We start from the raw sequence: 20,617 nt of genomic DNA, 5'->3' as shown, positions 1-20,617 counted from the left end.
GCAGAGAAGCTTAAAACAGATCCATGGCATCCGTGTCCCCATCACCCGACTCACCTGGGACGTGGGTTGGCTTGTCGGTGATCCTTGGGTCCTCGATCGGTGGCAGCCCTTTGCGGTAGATCACCACTGGGTGTCGGCCGACGGGCGTGAACAACTCGAAGCCCAGCGAAGCATTGTCTTCCAGTTGCGCGACGAGTGATCGCAAAGCGGGTATTCGCGTTCGTTCGTCCTGAGATACCAATGGTGCTAGTTGCTGAATGGCTCTGATTCTGGCTTCGTTCTGGTTCACCGCTGCTTGTGCAGTGTTGATGGCTGCGTTCTTCCTTGCGCGGAGCGGAGGAGTGGTTCCTCCACCGGGGAGTTGGATATTCATGTTTCGGGCGGCCGCCAGGTTGCCATTGAGTTTCGGGCGGTCGCGAAGTCGGCGGTTCAACTCTCTAGTGGCCGACGATTTGTCTTTCGTCATGCGCTTTTCGGCTCGATCGAGCCGGCTGCTCGACAGCACTTGCAGTTCGTTGGGATAGGAGAGCAGCCGAAATCCAGGGGCGACATTCACCGAAATTACTTTGCCCTTCTGTTCCCAGTAGAGTCCCAGGCCTGCGTAGTCGGAGGAAGTAAACTGCAGGAGCAGTCGCTCTTCGTGACGCAGTCGCTCGGTCTCGCCATTCACGGAGTTCGTACGGGGGAAGCCGTTGAGTAAATGGAGGTTCAGATAGAGTTCGGAAGTGGGAGGGAGATTCGGAATCGAATCGATTGGTAACTGATGCTCATACGCTTCGACCCAGTTGCCAATGACGATTGGTTCAGGGTCTTCGGTCGGGGCTTGCAGTTGCACGAAGTGCGAGTCGCTATCGTAAGATAACTGTAGCAAGCATTGTTTGAGTTTTTCTAACAGCCGGGGATTATCTGCTTCTTCCACCAGCGCAAGGGTAAACTCTTCTTTTGTTAAGCAGAACTCGGCGACCGGGAGCGGTGCCGAGGAATTCTCCGCTTCAATAGCAAAACCCGTTTCCAGTGGTGGTGCCTGCTCGTAAACCAGCCACTTTGCATTCGAGCCGCTTGCTGATTCGGCGTGCAGCACGATGCCGCTCCCTCGTTGAAGATACTCAGGCACTAACAGCGCAACTTGGAACTCGTCATAACCTTCTACTGGCCTCGGCAATGTGCCAATGAGGTAGGGCTGGCTTGAGACTTCCTCCAGCGGCACCACTCTTGTGAAGCCCGCGAACGGACGAGTACCAAGAGGAGCTGGTGGACGTTGATTCGGCGAAGGTCGGAGGGATCGGGTGGGAGAGTTGTTCACGATTGGAGCCGAACTGCCAAACCCACCCGGTTGAATTGTGAATCCACCATTCATCGCATTTGCGTTGGAACCCATATTCGGGCGCGTCGAACTCGTAGGAATGGAGACTCCCCCGCTTGTGATCGGTCGCGGTTTGGTCTCCGCTATCGGAGCTGTTTCTTGAGGAAACAGCTGCTCCTGAGTTGGTTGGGGGGGCGTATCACGACTCGGTTCGGGGCTGGCGACCACTACCGGAGTGGCCGGCGCTCGATGAATAGCGTACCAAACCAGTGCGGCGAGTACCGAACTGCTGGCCAACAGGAGGCTGAGTTGGAAGAGAAGCGAATTACCTTTCTTGCGTCGGCGACGAACCGCAGGACTGCTGGCGCGTACGGCAATCTGCTCCAGCCCCGGCATCGGGGCCGGCATTGCAATTGCCGGCGCGGGGGCGGCAACCGGTACCAAGGCTGGCTGTGGCGGATTGGGAGTACCTTGTTGTTCGATCGTCGACTTCAGTCGCATCGACCGCTCTTTGGCAAGTTGCTCGTCGTAGATCGGTTTAAGCTTCGGATTCAGCAGGCAGACCCGAGCTTTCGAGAGTTCGTTGAGCAACAATTGCGAATGAGCTGCGTAGGGCCCTGTGACAAACGACTTAACGTGGCCCATTTGACGGTCTGCCGCAGCGGCAATGACGTCGGGGTCTTCCTCGAACAGTTCGACTCCCAGCAGTCGATAGTGATTCGGTGGTTGTTCGTGGGCAGGTATGCCAAGCCATTTGTAGTAGGCATCAAAGCCAGTAGTATCCAATTGTCTTCCCCCTCAGAGAAGCGAGTGCTTCACCAGCAAGTCGTGCTATCTAGCGTTGCACGAATGACCACTATTCTACTTGGGGGATGTTGTCACTGCATTCCTTGTTTAGTACTAGTAGTTTACTGCTGGACTAGACGTCGAGGTGTGGTACTTGGGCCCCAGTCAGATGACAGCTTTGCAGGTTGAATATGCGACCAGGGCAGGGATTTGCTGGGCGAAGAGTCCCTTTCAGGGAATGCTGAAGAGAGAGGGCGTATAGGCTGTCGATGCCGACTGGACGTCGGTTGTGCTTCTGTACTCTGCGGCTCTTCGCGAGAAATTAGGAGTCGCACTTGTTCCACATCGCCAGCCATCGCCTTCGGATGCGGGCTAAACGATTTTTCTGATCATTCCACTTTTCGCTGGGAATTGGCCACTTGTGGTGTTCTAATGGACAGGTATCAAAGGCTATCGGCTTTCAGCTATCGGCTGTTGGCTTTTTATGAAAGGAAGTGAATCAGATGTGAAGCTTGCTGTGAACTTGAACGACTGGCGACACGCAGGTGAATGGTCGTGTGTGTGGGCGTTCGCTGCTGCGCGTGTTGGTAATGCGGTGGTGGGGCTGCGTCGCTGGAAGCTCCTGGACCTACCCTACTGCCCTTTCTAACTTCCAACTCCCAACATCCAACTCCCAACTCAAAATACTTTCCCATGGGTGGGAATCTATTTTGGGCAACTATCGCGGAGGTGTTGATGCAACTCACTGCTAACAAACGACTTGCGGTTGATTCCCACCGCGAAAATAGATTCCCACTCGACGCGTTTTTGGGAATGGGAATCTATTCCAGTGCGAAAACCACTGGTTTTATAGCGTGGGCGAAGATTCAATTTTCCCATCGTTGGGTAAATTGGGAATCTATTTGCCCAGCAGTGGGAATCTATTGTCCAGCGCAGGTTTGCAGGCTTGGTCGAGCGTCGGCTGCGAGGGTTAGCCGGCGTAGTCGCTGGTGCTGGAGTCGGTTGCAAGAGTGCCGGCGCCGACTTGCACGCCGGTCCAGTCGGGGTTGCGTTCGAGTCCAAAGTAACCAGCTGGGTAGCACGACTTCATCCAGCTATCCGGAAGCAAGCTGGTGAGGAACGTGGCGTGCCGGGTGGCGTTGACTTCGGCCTTGAGGGGATCGCGGTCGAGCTGCACTGCTTCGGTCCGCAAGCGACTGGCCGCCTGCTCGACGGTCGCCTGATCGCCCGACTGGTACGCTTCGACCAACTGCGAGACATCGAGCACACGCAGGTGACAATCGCTGCGGTGATCGTCGGCAGTGTAGAGCAGATAGTTGCCACACGGCGACCAGGCCGGCGAGTAGTCGGCGCCCTGGTTCTCGGTGAGCTTCACGAGCAGTTCACCCTGGCTGGTCATCATCCACAGGTCTTTATCGCGATCCTTGTAAGGTTGGCTGGGATCGGGCGTTTCCTGGCGATTCGAAACAAACACGATGACCGACCCATCGGGACTCGGCTTTGGCGAATAGTCGCCGCCGCGGTCTTCGTTGAGCTGGGTCTTGGTATCGGAAAGGAGATCGTAGTGCCAAATATCGGCGTCGTCGCCGCGGTCGCTCGACCAGAGCAGCCCGTGGCCGTCGGGAGTCCACGACACGGTGTCGTCGGAGCCTTCGTGCACGGTTACTTGCTTGCGCTCGTTACCCTCGGCATCCATTACCCAGAGTTCGTTGTTACCGGTTTCGTTCGACACGTAGGCAATGGCTTTGCCGTCGGGGCTGAACGACGGCGAGTCGGCCCAGCGATTGCCGAGGTTGGTGAGTTGAATCGGGTCGCCGCCGGTCGTGGGAACCTTGAACAGTTCGCGGTTGCCGGTTTGGTCGCTCACGTAAACCACCCACTGACCGTCGGGCGAGAAGTTTGGCTTGTCGTTCCAGCCGGTGCCGAAAGTGAGTTGGGTCATTGTGCCCGACTCGAGGTCGCAAGTCCAAATGTCGTAGTCGCCTGTTTTGCCACTGGCAAACACGATAGTTCCGCTGAGTTGCTGACCCATGATTCGTATTACTCGCTGACAGCTGGTGAGGTTGCCTGTTTCCGCCACGCACGTGTGCGTAGCGCCCGGTATCTCACAAGCGTAGCTCATGATTCGCAGAACGGAGGAAAGGGTTATGCCGACTGTGTCGACTGGAGGTCCGCTTTGCTGCAATGCAACCCGATTACTCCACCAGAGCACCGCCGATGCGTCGCCGATAAGCTTGGGCGCGGTGGTTGTGCGGGTCGATCTGCAGCAAGCGGTCGAGCGCCTGCGTGGCCGCGAGAATGCGACCTTGCGCGACCAGCGCGCGGGCGAGTGCCAGGTGGGCGTCGGGCAGGTAGAACTGCAACGAGATCGCCCGCTGAGCGGCTTGCTCGGCTGTTTGGGCATCGCCTCGGCGAAGCGTGGCCTCAGCCAGCCCGAGCCAGGCGATCTCTTCGTCCTCCGATTGAGCGAGCACCGCGCGGGCGCACGACTCGAGCTTGGTCCATTCCCGAAGTGCCATCAACAACAAGCCAACGCGGTACCACACCAGCGAACTCTCTGGCGGGTGCTGCAGTAACAGGTCGACCTGTTGCCGAGCTAGCTGCCGATCGCCGGCAGCGTAGGCCAGCTCGGCTCGCAGCAGCGGTGCCATGCTCGGCGGTACCGCATCGAGCAGCACTTCTAGCGTTTCCTCGGCCTCGGCGACGAGTCCCAACGACAACTGCGTTTGGAAAAGGGTTTGACTGAATAGAGCATGCTCTGGAAATTCACGAAACAACGACTCGAGCAACGGCAACGCCTGCTGCTGGCGATCGGCGTCAAGCAACGACTGAGCGCGATACCAGTCGTAGTTCCACGCGTCGGCTGTCGACAACGTCGATCGCAGTTCGGCGGTGCGCTGCTCGGCGGTGCACTCATCGGAAGCAGCAGTGTCGACTTCGTACGAGTCACGGGGAGTATTCGTATTAGCGGTGATGAGACATTCGCTGCGGATGCGGCCCTCCATGTCGCCGGCCGTGGGGAGTCCGAACCACGAGAGCAGAGTCGGTACGACGTCGAGGGCATTGATGCCATGCACCAGTTGATCGGTGGTGAATCCTGGACCCGCTGCGACAAAGACACCGCCGGATTGCTTCCAAGAGTCCGGCTGTCCGAGCATCGCCCCCGATACGCCCGAAGGCGAGGTGAGCACCACCGCGGTGTCGGGACCGACGAGTTCCATCAGGCGAGCCAGCATGGCATCGAGCATGCGAAAAGCGGCCGGCACCACCTGGCGGTAGAGCGGCTCTGGCTTGGCGGCCGGCGTGTCGGCGAGCAAGTGGTGCCGCACAAACATGCGGCAGAGTTCGCCGATGCCTGGCAAGCGAACCGCGGCAAGCTTCCACGACACGCTGGCAATCAGCTTGGTCGCAGCTGCATGGTACGAAGCATCGGTCGCGAGGGAGATGCAGAGACGCGACAAACGCGGGTCGCGCGTTTGGTCGACTTGTTGCCAGTCGGGCACAAACTGCTCGAGCGTGGCCGCATCGATTTGTTCGGGCTGCACACGGAGCGGGTCGAACTGCTTGGCCAGCTCACTCGGGTGATAAGTGCCGCGCTCGGCGGGGGGCCAGGCGTGGCCGGGTGGTCCGGTGGGAAACGCGTAGCGATCCGAAACCACGCGGGACGTGGTGATCGAGCCATGCGTGGCGGGCCAGCCGACAGCGATCGTCGGCAGGCCTTGGTCGCTGAGGATTTCCCACAGCGTGCCGGCCGCGCGGTACTTGGCTTCCACCGGTTTAACGTTGGGCACGGTGGCTTGATGCGACAAGCAGATGCGGTGCTGCCAGGGGCGTTTGCCGGTGGCCATCGTGGTGCAAATAGCAGCATTCACAGGGGGCGGCGGTGCATAGAGCGTACCGCTACCCCCTGTGTCGATCAGCTTCTCCAGCGTTGGCATCTCGCCGGCATCGATCAGCGGATGAAGCAGTTGCCAATCGGCAAGCTCCCAACTGACCCACAGCAGGCGAGTTTGACTCTCGCACATCCGTCGCGCCTAGCTTTAGGAGTTCCAGCGTCGCAAGGCAGCCACGCCGGCGGCGCCGGATACCAACAGCATCCAGGTAGATGGCTCGGGCACCACGGTGATGTCGCCGACGAGGTGGGCTTTGGCCACTGTTTCGTAGGCACTATCCAACAGCGTGATGGTGGCCTCGCCGGTTCCGTCGCCGCTTTCCCGCATGTCGGCTGCGACGTGCAGGTAGCCATAGTTGTATCCGCCGGTGTCGGCCGGCATGGCCAGGGCGACGTAACCCTCTACGGGGCCTACGATGGGATCCGGTTCCTCGGTTCCACCAGGTCCACCCCAGTCGCCATACGCGGTTTGATTCCAGTTTTGGAAGAAGTACGACTCGTCGAGCAAATCGTAGTTCGACAGTACCACGGTGTCGCCAGCGGCAATCACTGGCAGCACGCGAACGTCCTCTTGCGAGTCGGGCATGGCCACCAGATTGGTGCCGCCGGCGTCGAAATTGGTTGTGGTGATTTGAGGTTTGCGCGAGCTATTGTTGGCGAACAGAAAACGATAGTCGTCGACGCCATCGCCGGTGATATCGAACGCGAGCTCGCCTCCCGAACTGAAAGTCAAGGTTTCGTTATGGGTGGTTTCGATCACGGCCGCATTGGCTGCTCCAGCGGTCAAGCCGCTGGCGGCTAAGGCCACGGAAGCCTTGAAGTAATTCAAATGATGCTTATTCACTAGACTTTACCTTTACGAAAAGAGGGTTCTTGATTGCGAGTATCAAAGAACGAAACAGTTGCTTGGCCCCAGGTGGTAGGGAACACGACCAAGAGGCAACGGATGGGGTCTCTCGATGTAGTGCCTTGCGAAAACAGGTTACAGGAAGGAAGGAGGAAACAAACAATAGAGAGGTATCGTCGCCAGTGGCGACTGCCTCGCTTACGACACGCGACAAATCAGCCGGCTGGTACTGGCTTGCCGTTTCACGATGGCTCCGAACAACAGCAATGCCATGCCGAGAGCCAAAGGCATGGCCGTTGGTTCTGGCACCGCTACCATGGCAGCGAAAGCTGCATCGCCATGCTCGGCGATGTAGGCGTTTTTAAACAATCGGAAGTCCTCGTAGTCGTTCGAGCCGTCGCCATTCAGATCGCCTTGGCGGTACGCTTGCACTTTGAGCAGCGCCGAAAGGTCGGTCTCGCCCGATGCGGTGAGCAGGTTGTAGTCGGTACGGTCGATGGTGCCGTTTCCGTCGAGGTCGCCGACCACGATCGGTGTGCCGGTGTAAACCACGTTGGTGTAAGCGGAGCTTCCATCGCCGAGTTGAATGTTGACCTGCAACTCTTCGTAGGGGGTAGCGGTCCAGCCGCCGGCGAGCGAAAGCTGCACCGAACCGCCGACCGCAATCGAACCGGCGTCGCCGGTGCTGGCTTCGCGAAAGTTGGTGGCCGATTGTTCGGTGATAACCCACGGCTGGTCGTCGACCTGTTGGTTGCCGTTGCTGTCGTAGTTGCCGGTGATCGGAGTCAGATCGGCAACGGAGATGGCTCCAGCGGTCGAGATGAGCGAGAGCGACTGAATCGCAATTGGTGCGTCGGAGGTGTTGGTCAGCGTGATCGAGCCATCCGCACGATTGATGGTCGCTTCGCAAACGGTCTGGGCAATCAGATGCTGATTAATCGCAGCGGCCCAGGTAGCGCCCATCAGATCGTATCCAAATTGATTGGGATGCAACCCATAGTCGGCATAGCCGTTCGGTTCGTCGGGACCCCAACCACGAACGGACCCGTCGGGCATGAGGAAGTTTTGGTACTGGTCGACCAGCTCGATATTCACACCAGCGGCTTGCTGGGCGGGAACAAACTCGTTGGCGAGCCATTTGTTATAGAGGATCACGTAATGGTTCACGCCATGCTCCTGCTCGGCGCTAACTCCGTCTTCGGCTGCCCAAATCTGTCGCTGGGCGGTGGTGGCTCCGGTGACTTGGTCGTTCAGCAGACCATTGGCATAAGGAATCACGTTGCTGAGCATAATGCGGGTGTCGGGTCGCAAGGTCGACAGGTTATCGACCAGCGAAGTGACACGACCTTGCAGAATTGGCAGCAGCTCGTCGGCATCCATCTGCTGTCCGGCATCGGACTTCTGCCCGAAGTACTGGTTCACGTCGTTGATGCCGGCCAGGACCAATGCGTAGTTGGGGTAGATGGGGTCGCGGCCGGTGCCATTGCCGCCGGTGATATAGTAACCGCCGTTGGTGCTGGCATCGGCATTGGTATTGCCATTGAGATTGGCATCCAGCTGATCGATGCGCCATCCGCCGTGCCCTTCGTGATGCAGCCCATCGTAAGGAGCACGCAACGCAGCGGATGTTTCGCCGCCATCCTGCATGACCTGACTGCCGAGCAAATGAAAGGTATGTCCCTGGCTAGTGAGGTCGGTGCCGAGCTGAGCCCGATAGCCGCCAAAGCCGTTGCCGGCAGTGATCGAATCGCCGAGCGGCAACACACTGAACTCAGCGGCTGTTGCCATGCCCCCCCAGGCAAAGGACGCGACCCCCAACATCCCTATGGCAAGCCATTGGCAACTAACCTTTCGCCATCCCCTCGTTTCCTCAAGCATCTTCATCTTCCAACAGATCCCTTCATGCACACACGATCGGCGACGAGTGCGCTATCGACTCTAAGAACTTGCAAAAATGTGTTTACGAATAGCGTTTGTCTAACGTCGCATCCGGCAGGTGCCAGCGAGGGTAAGTCCCGCGGCAACGAGCAGCGTGAGTGTGCCTGGTTCAGGAACTTGCGAGGCCCCGACCGAGCTGGCCGAGGAAGTGTAGACAACGCTGCCGATCAGCAGCTTGCCATCCTGGGCGTAACGGAACACCAGGTCTTGGGCGCCGCCGGTCGCGAAGGCATTGCCCAACGAGTAGGAGCTGCCCGCGGTGAGTGTCGACCCCGCTTCGTCGAGGAAGGTCTCGGCGAGAATGGTGGAATCGGAGCCACCTTGTTCAATCCAGCCGAGCGGTCCACCTTCGCCAGCGGTGGTGCCAAAATTGTCTTTCCAAAGCTGGTAGTAGTCGTGGTCGACCACTCCGTCGAGTGTATCGTCGTTGGGCAAACCGCCGGTGCTGCCGAGGTTGTCGCGCCACACCGTGTAGTCGGCGAGATTCACGGTGCCATCGTCGTTGAAGTCGCCAGCGGCGTTGCCACCTGCACCGATGTTTTGATCGTCGAGGCTAAGCCAGAAGCCATCCTGCTCGCGGAGCGCTCCGCCGGAGCTGGTGATGCGATAGTAGTCGAACGTCACGTCGTTGGTGTCGACGTTCTGCATCGATACTTCGCCGGTGGTGGTGTTGACTTCGATGGTCAAGCGTGGAGGTGGCTCGGCAATGGTGATCGCCGTATTCACTTCGGTTTCGTAGCCGGTTTCATACAAGCTAATCGAAGCTCCTGCCAGCGCGGCCATGGCATTGCGAACGTCGATACCGACATGGGCGTAGCCATAGTTGAAATTGCCGTCGCCTGCTGCCACGGCCAGGCCCACGTAGCCTTCCACGGGTCCTTGAATCGGATCGGGAGCCGTGGCGCCGCCAGGGCCTCCCCAGTTGCCGTAGTGGTTATTGTTCCAGTTGAGATAGAAGAACGCTTCGTTGAGCATCGTACCGCTGTACATCGAGCTATCGATGGTGGCTCCGGTGGAGAGCACTTCGAGCGTACGCACGTTTTCGTCGGCATTCGGAAGAAAGATTTGATTCTGCCCGTCACCATTGAAGCCCAAGGTGGTGATCTGTGGTTTCTGGGCATTGTTGCCAGCGAACAGAAGTTGATAGTCGTCGACCCCGTCGGCGGTGATGTCGAAGTCGATCTCGGGGGAATCAGCCGCGTTCCATGGCGAGGTCGAGTCGTGCACGGTGGTGACCACCACAGCGTGGGCGGAGCCCATCGTCAAACCAGATGCCGCCGCGGCGAGAGAGACTTTGAAGTATCGAGAACGTGAAGTATTCATGAGTGGATCGCGCCTAAAGAGTAGAGTGAGTCAGGGGATGGGGATTTCGTGGAGCCAAGCCGGGTTAGCGAGCCGAAGGCCGACGGGTCCACAGCACCACACCAGCCAAGCCGATTAGCCAGAGAGTCGAAGGTTCGGGCACCGCCGTGTAGTTGGCGATCGCTTGTTCCAAAGCTCCTGGACCATTTGCGGCGTTGTAAAGACTCTTGAACAACACCCAATCGTCGTAGTCGTTGTCGTAATCACCATCCAAGTCGCCTTTGAGAGCGGCGGCGACCAAAGTTTCGCTGCTGAGATCGCTTTCGCCGTTGGGAGCGAAGACGTCCAAGTAGTCTTCCACCGAAATGACCCCATCGGTGTTCAGGTCGATCGGCGAGTAGGAGGTACCGGAATAAGTGACGAAGGCACCCGTGTGCGTTCCATCGGACAGTTCAACCACCACCTGCAGGTCTTCGATGCTGGAACGAATCCAGGTATTGCCGAGGTTCGCAGCATTGGTTGTCGAACCAGGAATCGAGGTAGAACCCGACTCGGTGATTTCGGTAGCGGTCAACGCCTGGTTGCCCCAGGTGCCATCAATCGACTGGAACTCAGCGGTATCGAGCGCCCCGGCTGAGGAAAGCAAGGAGAGCGAAACCAGATTTACGCTGCTCGCATTGTTGTTGGAAATGGTGATCTCTCCGGTAGCACGATCGATGTTGACCGTCGGCAAAGCGGAACCGTCATCGGGGCCCGCGTTGTAGTTCGCCATGACTTCGGTAGGAGTGAGTTCATGACTGTAAATGCGAATCTCGTTGTACAGTCCGTCGAACAGGTAATCGCTTCCCCATTGCGAACGGCCGAACCAGCTATTGAGTTCCTGCAAGAAGGTGATATCGATTGCGTCGACTCCGGAGTTGCCATTGTCGATAGCTCCGCTGGCGACCTGGCTACCATCGAGGTAGAGCTTGACGGTACCGTTGGGACCTGCCGAGGTGTCGTTCGCGTCCAAGGTGAATGCGATGTGGTACTCGACGCCGGGCGACAGCACCGCTGGCGACGCAGGGGAGATGTTGGTTTCGGTTTGGGCGGTGGAGTGGGTGCCGGCCATGATGGAGTAGCCTTGAAGTGCCCCTGCTTGGGCGACGCCGTAAACGTACTCGCCGTTGAACGCGAGACCCGATTGCCCCTGGCCAGCCGCGCTACGACCCATATCCCAGATGCGGGCGAAGTCGCGTTGTTCGTCGACAGTCACCCACATTTCGATGGAGGCCTCGCCGTCAGGCGAGTTGTACGCAGCGTCGGAGAAGGGGAGCTGATAGTCGTTGTTGACTTCGTCGTAAATGCTGGGGATTTCGATGTAGCTACCGATTCCGTTGCCGTTGACGAAGTCTTGGCCTGAAATCAATCCGTTGTTGTTCGACAGGTCGGCATAGCCGCCGGCGATCTGTCCCAGGTTTCCTTGATTCACGAACGTGGCATTGATCTCGACGCCGGAGCCGGAAACGTCGGCCACCGGATCGGCCGCGGTGCCGTCGTTGAACGTGTACTTGTGACGCAGCACCGCCTCACTAGGTGACGCCAACCAGACGAACAGCAGCGCGGTGGTGACCGCAGTAGAAAACGACCAAAAAGTTAGGTGTCTCATCTAAGCTCTCCTAGAAGACAAGCTGAGCCATACCAGCACCCGCAACGCGCAAGCCCAAGTCGCTAGCCGCCTATCGACTACGAGAGAAGGGGGAACGCTAATGCTGTTGCTGAGATAGAACTTCGAAGAGGTTTGTTTTTGGAATAGCCGCCAGAATGCTAGGAAACCGTCTGCAACGCGGAGAGCGCAAGATACCAAGCCTTCGCATCGCCCCCTGCAACCAAGTTTTCCGCCCTGGTTGTAGAGCGCGAGGAGCAGACGGTGCCGTGGCATCTGGGGACTAAATACCACTGGCCGCTCAGATGGTTACATTCTGGAGAGACCGAGTTGCGAATGATTTGGGGAAACTTGTTTCGCCAGAGATTCGCCCCCCCAACCGTGAGGGGGGAGTGCCCAAACAGGGGAAGCCTAAGCAGAGAACTCGCGAGTGTAGATGTGGCGAGCCGCAACCTCGCGACCCCCCATTCGCTTCGCCAGGTTGGCCGTTTCGCGGTGCTCGCGCTCATCGGCGCGAAAAGCCAGAGTGCGGATGCCGGTACTCTCTGGCGAGGCCACGCGACTGATGTGGGCGAACAATGCCAGGTTCGCCAGCGACCGCAAGCGAGGAGCGATATCGATCACCACCCGGATGTCGACCGCCAGGCAAACATGATTATTGCGTAGCAGCAGCGTGCCTAAGGGCTGGTCGCCGTCGAACAGGATGTTGGAGAAATCGGGATCGTATCCTTGCTCGCCGGGAGTGTTCCAGAAGCGACGCAGCGCTTCGGGGTGGATCAACCGGTAAGGCTCGATGAGTGGCCACACGGTCTCGGGCGAGTGATCGCGAATCGACTCGCTGTGCCATGTTTCGGGGATATCGTTGTGATGGCGGGTGAGGAACTTTTGCACGCGTTCGTACACGGTGGTGCTCGGTGCTTCGAACGCTCGCTCCGCATGGCGAGGCTCGTAGCCATGGGCGGCCAGCCAGGGTGCTGGAGGTTGGTCTTGTTGGAGCAAGAACGCGTACTTCAGGTCGAGCGGCGGCAAGTCGGGTAGCGACTGGAGTCGGGGGACCAATGCCTCGGCAGCGGCTTCGATGGTGATGCCTGGCTGGTGAGCCAACAGGAAGCGAATGGCATCGGGTTCTTGCCACCAGGCTAGGGCTGCTACGATTCGCTCGACAGGCCGCGACTTGATGGCAATCAGGTACTGGGCATTCGCTGCAGGCTGTTCAAACTGCGAGGCAAATAAAGGCCACGCCCGCAATTGTTGTTGGGGACTCGCAACTTGTACTGTCAGCGGTTGCGACGTCATCGCCTACTGCCTTTGCCAATAACTGGGTTACTAGTTCTGTGCGGGCACCGCCCAACGCTTGTTCGGAACCGGGCCGAGCGTGAGTTCGAGCGTCGCGCCCGACATGATGTGCGGATAGTCGATCCAAGTCTTGTTGTACGGCTTGCCGTTCAGGGTTGCCGATTGAATGTAGAGATTCTTCGGAGACTGATTGCGAACGTTGATCGTAAACACCTTGCCTTCGCCCACATTCATTTCGACGCGTTGCCACATGGGGCTGGTGATCTCGTAGCGGGTTGTGCCAGGAGTGACAGGGTGGATTCCGCAAGAGGCCAGCACGTACCAGGCCGACATCTGTCCAACGTCTTCGTTACCGACCAAACCTTCCACGTCGTTGCGGTACGCGTTCGCACAGATCGTGCGAGTCCACTTCTGGGTAAGCCACGGACTGCCGAGTTGATTGAACAAGAAAGCAACGTGATGCACTGGTTCGTTGGCGTGGTTGTAATAGTCGTTCCAGCGGAAGTCTTCCGGCGTGTTGTTAAAGAAGTGCTCCAAGTCGAGCAGCGTTTTTTCGCGCCCACCTAGCAGGTCGACCAGTCCGTCGAGGTCATGGGGAACGAACCAGCCTTGCTGGTAAGGATTGCTCTCGACCGATCCATACCCTTGTTGCAAACGTCCCTGGGCGGGCCATTTTTGCCAGGAGCCGTCGCCGTTCTTCGGGCGGAACCAGCCTTTGTCGCGATCGAAAATATTGCGATAGCTCTTCGCTCGCGTAGCGTAAAGTCTCGCATCGCGATCATGGTGCAAGGCGGTGGCAAGTTGCGAAACACACCATTCGTTGTACGCATATTCGAGCGTCCGCGAGATGTCGCCAGCATGGCCGCGGGTGCCGTTGCCGAACCGCTCGACCGAGCTTTTCGATAACGCGTATGCACGCTCGACGTCGAAATCTCGCAAGCCCTTCACGTAGGCATCAGTGATGATCACCACGGCTGGATTCCCCAGCATGCACCCACTATAAGCGTTGAACATCTCCCAACGTTCGAGGTAGTCGCTATCAGTATCGTCGGCCAGTTCGATAAGCGAGTTAATGGTGTCGGTCACCAGGGTGGGATTGATAATGCTCTGCAAGGGGAACTGGCTACGGAAAACGTCCCAACCGCTGAAAATCGTCCGCTTGGTAAAGCCTTTCGGCTCGTGAATCTTGCCGTTGCCGCCTGGGTAGCGACCATCCACATCGGAAATCGCTCGAGGATCGATCATCGTGTGATACATCGCGGTGTAGAAGATCGCGAGCTGATCTTCGTCGCTAGACTTAATCGTGATGCGCGATAAGGCATCGTTCCATTGCTGTTTGGTTGCTTCGCGAATCGCGTCGAAGTGCCACCCGGTGTTTTCGGCCTCGAGGTTCGCGCGGGCACCTTCCAAGCTGGTGAACGAGATGCCGACTTTCATCTGTACCTGCTCGCCTTGGCTGGTGGCAAACTCGGTGAAGAAGCCAAGGTGCTCGCCTTCGACCTCGGTCGGTTGGTCGATGATCTTGGCCGCGGCAATCAGTTTGTCGTATTCCTCGCTTTCGATCGCTTCGCGATTGCGGCGCTGGCCATCGGGAATGTCGGCGCTCCAGACTCCGTATTTCTCGAGCGGCTTATCGAACTGCGCGTAGAAATAAACCGTGTAGCGGGCCTGCCCTGCCCCGTTGCCCCAACCGCCGCCTTCGGGCGTGCACTCCATCCATCCTTCGATGGTTTGCTTGTCGCAAACTCGCACCATTTGCTTGGTCGAGGTGCCGCCGACGCGACGCGCGAGGTCAATCTGCACTCGCGATTGTTCGTTTTGGGGAAAGGTCATGCGTAGCATGCCAGTGCGCGGCGTGGCCGTTGCTTCGACACGTACGTCGTAGTCGGTCAACGTGGCCGAATAGTAACCGGCCTTCGCCTGTTCGGTGTCTTTGTCGTAGCGCGATCGATACCCGCGGGCGACCTCGGGATGGCGTCCCGCGACCACCTGTAGCGGCCCGGTGGTCGGCGTGACCAGAAAATTACCCAGGTCGCCAAACCAGCCGATACCACTCATCTGGGTGAAGGCGAAACCTTCGATGTAAGGCATCTCGTAGCTGTAACCCGGTCCGTTGTCGCCGCCGGTGATAGTGTTGGGACTGAGTTGAACCATGCCGTACGGGGTGATTGCCCCGGGGAAGGTCTTGCCAAGTCCATGATAGATGCCCGCCTGATCGGCGCTGGTGCTGGCCCCGATGAAGGGATTTACGTAGTCGGCCGGCGACTTGGGGGGTGGCTCCTGCGACCACGCCGGAGCTACTACCAGGCTACACCAAGTTGCGAAACCAAAAACTAGAAGCCGAGCAGCCGCTGGGGGGAGAATCATCGGTGGATAGGGGGTAAAGATTGGGCTTGGATAATTAGGTGGTATGCAAGTGCAGCGGGCTGGCATCGAGCAGGCGACGCAGAAGACCGCTCCTCATGCTGCCTGCCAGTCGCACAGCGACTGGATGTTCGTTCGATAAGTCTTCGCTTCCCGATCGGGGCAAGGTACCGCCACACACACTGGTATACCATATGCTACCACTTGGGTTACACGTGTGCCGATTTTCCTAGCTTTCTCATCGCCATCGCTCAGCGAGTCGCAATTGCCGGAACCGATGATCCGAATAATCAGACTTCTAGCTGGGTGGTATCAGTCGTCTATCCGTCAGTCTCGCTTGAGTCGTCGAAAACGCAGGGTTCGGATACCGTACTTGGGTATACTCAAATCCACTACCGATTGTCCTTCCTGGAGCGAAGGTTCCAGCACTTGCTGCACGTTACCAGAAAGATCGACAAGTTCGGTCGTCTCGGCAGTGAACGACATACGGAGCGACTGTGGTTGATCGGTGCCGGTTGCATTGAATAAGCGAACGTACAAATCGCCGTGATGTTCGACCATCGAACAAACCTGCCAGCCCGACTCGCCGACATCAACGAGCGAGCGAGTCTCAGGGCGGCCGCTTCTGGCGAAGGCCCCCACTGGTGGCTCTTGCCAACTGGCAGCCAGGTGGGGAATGCCGGCCGATTGCCAATCGCCGGAGTGCGGTACCAACGCATAGCGGACCCTGGTCGGGCCATCGACGCGATAGTCGCGAGCCCACAAACCTTTGCCAGCGTACTGCAGCGTCAGACCCAGCGGATCTTGCGGTCCATAAGCGTACGAAGTGGTATGGTCGCTAAACATCGCCAGTCCGTAGCCGGCTTGCTGGTCTTCGAGATCGACCCAATCGAGAATCACGTTGTGTTTGATCTGTTCCCATGAGTTATAAAAGGAATCGTCGAGTTGGCTTTCGCATACGTCGAACGGGGCGTTCTTCACTAGCTTTGGACTGGAGAGAGTGCTCGGGAACTGAACTAGCAGCTTGTAACGATCGTCGTAAGCCGCGCGGCGGTGATTGCCCCATCCATCGCGTTCTTCAAACTCACCGATCCGAGGCTGCGATTGCCAGTCGATCCGCACCTGGCATTCAATCATCGGCGAGCCCTGCACCAGCGAAATGCGCTGCACGAACGGATGTTCGGCAATGGTGCCTACTACTTCTACGGTAGCACGCAGCGGCCCCTGTTCTACGATGCGAACCTCGGCGGGCTGGTCGGCGCTTGAGCGGAATCCCCCCAGGTTGTAGAAGTGCCCACGCAATTCGTTGAAACGCCACTCGCCGTTGGAATCCACAAACTCGTGGTTATCGAGCGACTTCGCTACCAGACTCGCGATGGTTCCACCAGCAGTGGGGTTCAGTACTATTCGATAGAGATCGCTTTCGAGTACCACCTGATCGCCTTCGGTCGCCGCAGTGACCACCGAGGTGGATTGGCCGCGATTGCTAAGAGACACGGTCGTGTAACCGAGCGACGGCAGATGGGCGCGGACCAATAGTTCGCGCTCGCCGGTCGCTTGGTTGTGGACGACTTGCGTGGGATAGGTTCCTCCTGATGCGTCGCGCGATTGCCAGTCGGAGTCGCGTGGTCCTTCATCAGACAGCGGCACAGCGACCACCGCGTCGATGGCCGTGGCCGTGGGATTAAAGATCCGCACCCCTTGCTGGCGGGAGCGGCCCTGGCGAACGAGTGCTTCCAGGGCGTTGGCCGCAATGAGATCGCTAATCGAGTTGGCCATGCTGGTCCAGCGCTGCACCTGATCGGCCCAGGTGTTGCCCGGGCGGCCGTTGTAGGGAACGATCCAGCAATCGTGGTGTTGCGAGAGGAGCACATTGTGCCAGGCATCGTCGAGTGCGCCGGTCATCCGCGGGTGCCCCGTTTCGATGTAGGCCATAGCGGCCAGTTTCTCCGCGACCAACAATCGATGCTCGGCTTCGCGACTTTGCTGGGCGATGCGCTGCAGCACCTGAGCACCCCACATCAGTCCGGGCTTTACGTCTTCCTGCGAAAAACGCCAGTCCTTGGGCGTTGCGGTTGCGACCTCGCGAAAGTACTCGCGCCAGGTCACGTAACGGGAAGGTGTGTAGTGTTTGCCCGCTGAATAACCGAGCCAGGGACCTCCGCGCCATCCGGCGTCTTGCAAGCACATGCCGACCGGGTTGGCGATGCCTTGCTCAAGGCACCTCGCGATGTACTCCGGCGAGTTGGTCGACGCGATCGTTTGCCAGCAATCTCGCGAGTGAAGCGATTCACATTCGTAGCGAGGCACTGTGAGCAGCTTGGTGCCGTTGGGGCCGACCCAGTGGACGAGTTCGCCGCCGTGGGCCGAAGTGTACCCACCCCAGCAGGTGTTCGGGTTTTTGAGCACCGCGTACTCGTAGCCCAACTGAGATAGTACGGTTGGCAAACAACTGGTGAAGCAAGGTTCTTCCGACGAGTAGGTTGTGAGTTCAACGTCTGGAAAGTGTTGCCGTAGGTGACGAATGCCGTACTGGAATTGACGCACAACGCTTTCGCCGGAGCTTTGGAAAAAGTAGCTCTGGGCAAAGGTGGGATTCACCATTTCGATCCGCCCCGCAGAAGACTGATCGCGCAGCAACTCCTTCAACCGCTCGTAGGCGGCCGGTTCGGAATGCTGGGCGACGTCCCACGTCGAGGGTTCGATCTCGAGATTGATCTTCCACTCGGGATGGGCTTCGAGCCGATCGACGAGAAACTGCGTGTAGCCAGGGGGGTAATGCCCGTAGACACCGCCGTGATAGCCATCGACGAAATACGCTTGGGTGGGCTCCTCGGCACTCGACAAGCAGGGCGCGAAGCAGGCGCAGGCGACCAACAGCAAGGCGTAGTAACGTTTCATGTGATTCAGACTACCTGGAAAGCGTGAGGTGACTTCCGAGTCGTGGTTCGCACTGGTTTGCGAAACAACGAGGGTTCATTGTATCGCAAGCGGTTGCGCTCAGCGAAACGTATTCGGGGGAGCGTCGGCCTCGCCGGTTCCCCACTGGCGATTTGGCTCGGGGCCCATCTCGAATTCCAGGGTGCCGCCGGCTACGATCTCGTTGTGTGTGAGCCAGGTACGGGTGAGTGGTTTGCCGTTCAAGCGTGCCGATTGAATGTAGCAGTTCTCGGCGGAGTTGTTCGCTGCTCGCACGACGAACGACTTACCTTGGGGTAGCGCGATGGTCGTCTCTGCGAACAGCGGGCTGCCGATTAGGTAGTAGGGCGTGCCAGGGCAGAACGGGTAAAAGCCGGCCGCATTGAAAACGTACCAGGCCGACATCTGCCCGGTGTCCTCATCGCCGACCATGCCATCGGGGTCGTACAGTTCGTCCATCACCCGGCGGACCGCGTGTTGCGTTTTCCATGGCTCGCGGACGAAGTGATAGAAATAGAGCACGTGATGGTTCGGCTCGTTGATGTGGGCGTACTGCCCCATCTTGGCATGTTCCACTTCTCGCATTTCGTGAATCACATGCCCGTAGCTGCCGACCACGGTCGTCGATGGCATGCTGAGAAACTCATCGAGCTTGCGAGCCATGGCCTCGCGGCCGCCGAGCAGTTGCATCAAGCCATATGGATCGTGCTGAACCGACCACATCCATTGCCAGGCGTTGCCTTCCACGTAGGCTCCACCCCAGGCCAGGGGATCGAACGGTTCTTGCCATGCTCCATTGGACTGCTTACCGCGCATGAACTCGGTTTGTTCGTCCCACACGTTCCGGTAGTTCTTTGCACGTTGCATCAGCAGTTCGTAGTCTTCTTGCCGACCGATGGCCTTGGCCAACTGGGCGACGCAGTAGTCGTCGTAGGCATATTCCAAGGTGCACGAAGTCGCTGCGTCCTTACGAGCATCCACCGGCACGTAGCCCAGTTCGTGGTACTCGTTCAGATGGTCCCGCCCCGCCCACCCCCAGGCGTCGTCCTCCATGGCATTCTTCTTCACCGCCGCGTAGGCGTCCTTGAGATCGAACGTCCGCAGTCCTTTTACCCAGGCGTCGGCAAAAATCGAGTCGCTGTGCGAACCAATCATGCAGGGACGATTCCCCGGGCTCGGCCAGTTCGGCAAGCGACCTCCTTCGCGGTACGCGTTCAACCAACCTTCGAGAATCTGCGAGCTGTGTTCGGGATAGTACAGCACAAAGAACGGAAACGCGGTGCGATAGGTGTCCCACAGTCCGTTGTCGGTATAGAGTGGCCCGTCGAACACCTTGCCATTGGCAAACGGACTGTAGTGCCGCATGTTTCCATCAGTGTCGGGCTCGTGGAACATCCTTGGAAACTGCAACGATCGGTAGAGCGCGGTGTAGAACGTTGCCCGCTGTTGGTCGCTGGCTCCTTTGATCTCGACGCGAGCGAGTTGCTTCTCCCAGGCCTCGCGGGAGCTGGCCTTCGCTTGATCGAAGTCCCAGGTTGCGAGTTCACGCTTGAGGTTCAGTTCGGCTTGCTCGTAGCTGATGAACGAAGTGCCCACTTTGAATCGTACTGGCTGATCGCTTTGAACTTGCGGCAACTGAATGGTCGCGGTGGTTTGCTTGTCGTCTTTTGCTACTTCCAGCGACTGGTACGGTTGTTCGAATTCCAGCACGAAGTACTTGGCAAATCCTCCCGGCGCACCGAACGTAACGTGGGTGGCCTTGCCGCGAACGCGCGTGCGGGAAGCATCGCTGGTGGCTTCGACATCTCCCTCCAGCGAAAGTACAAGGCTCGCCTGGTCGGTCGTGGGGTACTGCACTTGGAACATCGCACAACGCTCGGTCGGCGTTAGTTCCAGCGTGGTGTCGTAACGGAACATCTCGACCGAATAGTAATACGGCCGGGCGATTTCTTGGTCGTGACTGAACGGGCTGGCCCGCTCGGCAACGCTTGGCGATACCTCGCCGACGATGGGGGTGATGAGGAAGTTGCCATAGTCACGCACCCAAATGCTCGGCTGATGCGTGGCGCGGATGCCCTCGAACTTGTCGTGCTTCATTTGGTAGAACGGCGACGCTTGCTCGTCGGTCTGCGGCGCCCAGGTGGTCATCCCAAACGGAGCAACGATGGCCGCTACGGTGTTGCCACGCGAGAATTCAGCGTCGCCATTGGTGCCGGATAATGGATTTACGCAGTCGACCGGATCTCCCACCAACGGGGCAGCCGACCAGCTTATGTTGGCACCGAGCGCCATTACCATCAATGCAGTTAGCAAGTTCTTCAAGGC

The 20,617-nt window shown here is 58.5% G+C and carries 11 protein-coding genes; all 11 read right to left on the bottom strand.

Annotation, left to right across the window (positions count from 1 at the left end; translation table 11 throughout):
• Positions 1 to 10 precede the first annotated feature (10 nt).
• Positions 11 to 2,089 carry a hypothetical protein gene (locus Pan181_RS24795; protein WP_145251520.1) on the bottom strand — a complete coding sequence of 693 codons (2,079 nt, stop codon included), beginning with the start codon at positions 2,087 to 2,089 and terminating at the stop codon, positions 11 to 13.
• Positions 2,090 to 3,059: 970 nt separating this feature from the next.
• Positions 3,060 to 4,121, bottom strand: a complete 1,062-nt coding sequence (locus Pan181_RS24790) for a TolB family protein (protein WP_197528686.1) — start codon at positions 4,119 to 4,121, stop codon at positions 3,060 to 3,062.
• A 163-nt stretch (positions 4,122 to 4,284) separates the two neighbouring features.
• Positions 4,285 to 6,114, bottom strand: coding sequence for an alkaline phosphatase family protein (locus tag Pan181_RS24785; protein WP_145251516.1), 1,830 nt, complete (start codon positions 6,112 to 6,114; stop codon positions 4,285 to 4,287).
• 15 nt (positions 6,115 to 6,129) lie between these two features.
• The gene (locus Pan181_RS24780) at positions 6,130 to 6,825 is read right to left on the bottom strand and encodes a PEP-CTERM sorting domain-containing protein (protein ID WP_145251514.1); all 696 of its coding nucleotides are present in this window, start codon (positions 6,823 to 6,825) and stop codon (positions 6,130 to 6,132) included.
• A 201-nt stretch (positions 6,826 to 7,026) separates the two neighbouring features.
• Positions 7,027 to 8,616, bottom strand: a complete 1,590-nt coding sequence (locus Pan181_RS24775; RefSeq protein ID WP_197528685.1) for a GDSL-type esterase/lipase family protein — start codon at positions 8,614 to 8,616, stop codon at positions 7,027 to 7,029.
• A 189-nt stretch (positions 8,617 to 8,805) separates the two neighbouring features.
• Entirely contained in the window at positions 8,806 to 10,089 is a 1,284-nt protein-coding gene (locus Pan181_RS24770) for a PEP-CTERM sorting domain-containing protein (protein WP_145251510.1), read from the bottom strand.
• Positions 10,090 to 10,153: 64 nt separating this feature from the next.
• Positions 10,154 to 11,716 (bottom strand): LamG-like jellyroll fold domain-containing protein, encoded by a 1,563-nt coding sequence (locus tag Pan181_RS24765; RefSeq protein WP_145251508.1) that lies wholly within the window; start codon positions 11,714 to 11,716, stop codon positions 10,154 to 10,156.
• Positions 11,717 to 12,124: 408 nt separating this feature from the next.
• Positions 12,125 to 13,009: a hypothetical protein gene (locus tag Pan181_RS24760; protein ID WP_145251507.1), complete on the bottom strand. Its 885-nt coding sequence runs from the start codon at positions 13,007 to 13,009 to the stop codon at positions 12,125 to 12,127.
• Between the two features lie 30 nt (positions 13,010 to 13,039).
• Positions 13,040 to 15,376, bottom strand: coding sequence for a GH92 family glycosyl hydrolase (locus Pan181_RS24755; RefSeq protein ID WP_145251505.1), 2,337 nt, complete (start codon positions 15,374 to 15,376; stop codon positions 13,040 to 13,042).
• A 324-nt stretch (positions 15,377 to 15,700) separates the two neighbouring features.
• On the bottom strand, positions 15,701 to 18,274 hold the full coding sequence (locus Pan181_RS24750; RefSeq protein ID WP_145251503.1) for a glycoside hydrolase family 38 C-terminal domain-containing protein: 2,574 nt from the start codon (positions 18,272 to 18,274) through the stop codon (positions 15,701 to 15,703).
• Between the two features lie 99 nt (positions 18,275 to 18,373).
• Positions 18,374 to 20,614: a GH92 family glycosyl hydrolase gene (locus tag Pan181_RS24745; protein ID WP_145251501.1), complete on the bottom strand. Its 2,241-nt coding sequence runs from the start codon at positions 20,612 to 20,614 to the stop codon at positions 18,374 to 18,376.
• Between the last annotated feature and the right edge of the window lie 3 nt (positions 20,615 to 20,617).

The organism is Aeoliella mucimassa (assembly GCF_007748035.1).
Classification (GTDB): domain Bacteria; phylum Planctomycetota; class Planctomycetia; order Pirellulales; family Lacipirellulaceae; genus Aeoliella; species Aeoliella mucimassa.
Note: the sequence above shows the minus strand (reverse complement) of the source record. Positions and strands in the feature narration are given on the sequence as shown.

Coding starts and splice junctions, on each gene's coding strand:
- Pan181_RS24760 (WP_145251507.1), bottom strand. CDS start 13,009: ATGACGTCGCAACCGCTGACAGTACAAGTTGCGAGTCCCCAACAACAA.
- Pan181_RS24785 (WP_145251516.1), bottom strand. CDS start 6,114: ATGTGCGAGAGTCAAACTCGCCTGCTGTGGGTCAGTTGGGAGCTTGCC.
- Pan181_RS24750 (WP_145251503.1), bottom strand. CDS start 18,274: ATGAAACGTTACTACGCCTTGCTGTTGGTCGCCTGCGCCTGCTTCGCG.
- Pan181_RS24775 (WP_197528685.1), bottom strand. CDS start 8,616: ATGGCAACAGCCGCTGAGTTCAGTGTGTTGCCGCTCGGCGATTCGATC.
- Pan181_RS24790 (WP_197528686.1), bottom strand. CDS start 4,121: ATGGGTCAGCAACTCAGCGGAACTATCGTGTTTGCCAGTGGCAAAACA.
- Pan181_RS24755 (WP_145251505.1), bottom strand. CDS start 15,376: ATGATTCTCCCCCCAGCGGCTGCTCGGCTTCTAGTTTTTGGTTTCGCA.
- Pan181_RS24770 (WP_145251510.1), bottom strand. CDS start 10,089: ATGAATACTTCACGTTCTCGATACTTCAAAGTCTCTCTCGCCGCGGCG.
- Pan181_RS24765 (WP_145251508.1), bottom strand. CDS start 11,716: ATGAGACACCTAACTTTTTGGTCGTTTTCTACTGCGGTCACCACCGCG.